Origin of the sequence: Burkholderia sp. LFS061 (genome assembly GCF_047978125.1) — a bacterium.
In the GTDB taxonomy this organism is placed as follows: domain Bacteria; phylum Pseudomonadota; class Gammaproteobacteria; order Burkholderiales; family Burkholderiaceae; genus Burkholderia; species Burkholderia pyrrocinia_C.
This window is the reverse complement of sequence record NZ_JBFPFS010000106.1, coordinates 1-2,507: the sequence shown is the minus strand read 5'-3', so window position 1 is coordinate 2,507 and position 2,507 is coordinate 1. Positions and strand designations below refer to the sequence as shown.

Annotated in this window: 1 protein-coding gene; it reads right to left on the bottom strand. The window is 50.9% G+C overall.

All coding sequences use genetic code 11. The features are described from left to right. Positions 1-417 precede the first annotated feature (417 nt). Positions 418-2,103, bottom strand: coding sequence for a ShlB/FhaC/HecB family hemolysin secretion/activation protein (locus tag ACNQQL_RS35805; RefSeq protein ID WP_347069645.1), 1,686 nt, complete (start codon positions 2,101-2,103; stop codon positions 418-420). Positions 2,104-2,507 lie beyond the last annotated feature (404 nt).

Genomic DNA, 2,507 nt, shown 5'->3' with positions numbered 1-2,507 from the left:
TCTGTTCGATCGAAAAGCGTTTCCGTTTCATGACAAACCACCTCCTGGTTCAGGGTGAAGTTTGCCGCAAAACTCACTCTCTAATCGGTCCAGGATTCCTAAAGCGGATCATTTCCCTCCTGCACGATGGAGAATGGCAGCGGCGGCCCTCGTTATCGGATTCTGGTAAGCGTGATCCAGCAGGGCGACAGACTGCCCCAGGTCACAATTTGGGGTGCTCGCAGGGCTGCGGGTCCAACTCTCAAACGGGCTCAGTGCACCAGACAATGGGCCGACCTCGACCACCGCTGCCTCGTAATACTAGCTCGGCGCGGTGGCCGCTTCATCCTTCGGAGTCGGGCACGTCCGATGAATCACTCTCAAGAATACGAGCCTCCACAAAATCCGGTGCGGTTCAAAATCTACCGCTTATACATTTCAGAAGCTATATGCCAAAGAGAGCCAGGTCCAATTCTTCGGCTGATCGCCAATGCCAGGAGCATTCCCACCTACTCGGGTGGCAAAGCTCAACGATGCCGAGAAAGACTTGTAGGATACATCGATGCCAATCCCCGCCCCCTGTAGGTTCACGTTGTTTCGTTGACCGGCGAACGGTTCATGTCGCAAAATTCCGGTGGCGATTTCGTAAAATACAGATAAATTTGTCGGCAACGGAATGGGTGGCCGCCATCCTGCCGACGCTTTCACGAGGACCCCTGTATCTACTGATACGAAATCCGAACTATACGCGCGCACAGCGGATGGCCCGCCCAACACCATCCGTGCGGAGCCATCAAGGTTCTTGAACGCGTATTGCCCGAAGACATCCGCTTGCAGGTAAGTCGAATTTGTCAATTGTTGCATCCTCGACAAAGTCATCTCGGCTTTGCTATACCCTCCCGCCGTTTTACTTCCAGACGCATCCTGTGCAGCGAAAAGCGGACTGTCATAGCGCATAGCACCTTGTGTGAGTGTCAGAGAAAAACGACTCACTGCGGCTCGCGAGAAAAATGCGTCTTGCGAATTTCCATACAACGATGCAGAAGCTGCATCAGAACTTCGCTGATTCTCAAACCCAACCTGATTGTCTTTATACGAGCTTCGGCTATACCAAATCTTGAAAATCAAGCTCCTAGCCTGCTGACGAATAATTGGATAGCTAGCGTAAACCGTCCATGCATTCGCAATTCCATCAAATTGATTGTCATAAACTCCGCCGAGATGATATTGGAGGCGACTAAATCCAAATCCTCCGCGCATTCCATGAGTTCCCATCGGAAAATCATAGTTAAAGCCACCCAATGTTGAATCGCCATTTTGATTAAAAGGAAATCCAGATACGTTCAGGCGCAGCATATCCCCCAAACCGAATGGATTGCTGATTCCGAGCATTGCGTTCAGACGCGTTCGCCCTGATGTTCGGCTCCCGTAGTTGTCGATTGATGCATACCCATTGATAAGATGAGTAGGCTGAACATCCATTTCGACATCGATTTTTCCATTTTCGCTTCCTCGCGTCAGCCGAGGACTTGCCGTGGCGACACCAGGAATGTCGGATATCAAAAGACTCGCACGCTCAAGATTGTCTGTATTGTCCGGATGTGCTCGGAAGCGCTCCATCATACCTTCCAAGAGCGCCCCCCGAACTCGAGTGTGGTTTCCGATATGAATCGTTCCAGCCTTACCTTCGACGATCACAAATCTGACATATCCGTCTTTGAGCTCGTCTTGGTCAACCGCTGCGAAAGTAAACCCATATCCTTTCTCTCGATAAACATCGCTTATTTTTTCAGATATTTCCTCTACATCTCTATCAGATATGTATTTCCCAGCGTATTTATTCAATAGTGGCTCAAGCTCTTCATGGCTTAGCTTGTCGTTTCCAACAAACGCAATTTCCTTGACTCTATAGCGCTTTTCCAATCCCCTCTTCGAAGCAATCGTCGGCTGATCAACGCTTTCGATTTGAGACGCATCACGTGCTTCTGATTTCTTCTGCTGTAGGATACTACCTGCGTTTGGAACTGAGGCGGGCGGCAGCGTTTGCGCCCCACTTTGTGCTGCGATCGACATGCCAGCAGCCAAGATTGTGACAACTCCAGCCTGGAATTGAGATGCCTGCATTTTTCCCTCTTTAATCTGCCCATCGCCAACACAAATGCATTGCGGGTCTCTTTAGATGGAAAGCCTCTTATTGATTGTGTTTCGGCCTATTTATGAGTCACCCCCGTTCGTCGACCTCGAGACCCCGATCATTCAGCAACACCACGCCTGCCGGTAGCCGTCCACCATGGGAGTCCGTCGTGAAGGTACCGTCATCCTTGAGATACACCGAGTCACCATGGACTGTTCTCACATAAATGATGCGTATCAAGTGACGTCACGATCCACGACCATGTGCTCGCTGCTTACAAATGCCACCCCGGTACCGACCTCGCCAATCCCCCAATGCTGAGCCGCCTGGACGGTAATCATCTGCTGGATAGACTGGTCCATCGGCGTGCCGTCCGCATTCTTCCCCTTGCCGT